This is a genomic window from Pseudomonas sp. PDM04, assembly GCF_014851765.1.
In the GTDB taxonomy this organism is placed as follows: domain Bacteria; phylum Pseudomonadota; class Gammaproteobacteria; order Pseudomonadales; family Pseudomonadaceae; genus Aquipseudomonas.
On record NZ_JACVAI010000023.1, the window covers coordinates 1 to 379 of the forward strand.

At 53.6% G+C, this 379-nt stretch carries 2 tRNA genes and 1 rRNA gene; all 3 read right to left on the reverse strand.

Features of this window, described 5'->3' with window-relative positions:
* Positions 1-51 precede the first annotated feature (51 nt).
* Positions 52-127 (reverse strand) — tRNA-Ala (locus IB249_RS29605).
* A gap of 30 nt (positions 128-157) precedes the next feature.
* Positions 158-234: transfer RNA gene (locus IB249_RS29610), tRNA-Ile, on the reverse strand.
* Positions 235-314: 80 nt separating this feature from the next.
* Positions 315-379, reverse strand: a 16S ribosomal RNA gene (locus IB249_RS29615); the annotation flags it as partial.

The window sequence follows — 379 nt, forward strand, 5'->3', positions numbered from 1 at the left end:
TCATCACGTCGATGGAATGCTCATTTCTAAGCTTTACTTCAGAAGCAGTAGTGGTGGAGCCAAGCGGGATCGAACCGCTGACCTCCTGCGTGCAAGGCAGGCGCTCTCCCAGCTGAGCTATGGCCCCGTATTTCTACAGGCGTTTCCCACACAAAATTGGTGGGTCTGGGCAGATTCGAACTGCCGACCTCACCCTTATCAGGGGTGCGCTCTAACCAACTGAGCTACAGACCCAATTTCGGGCTGCTTCTTTCGTCTTCTTCAATGAATCAAGCAATTCGTGTGGGAGCTCATGGAGCAGCTGAGTCGTCGATTAAGGAGGTGATCCAGCCGCAGGTTCCCCTACGGCTACCTTGTTACGACTTCACCCCAGTCATGA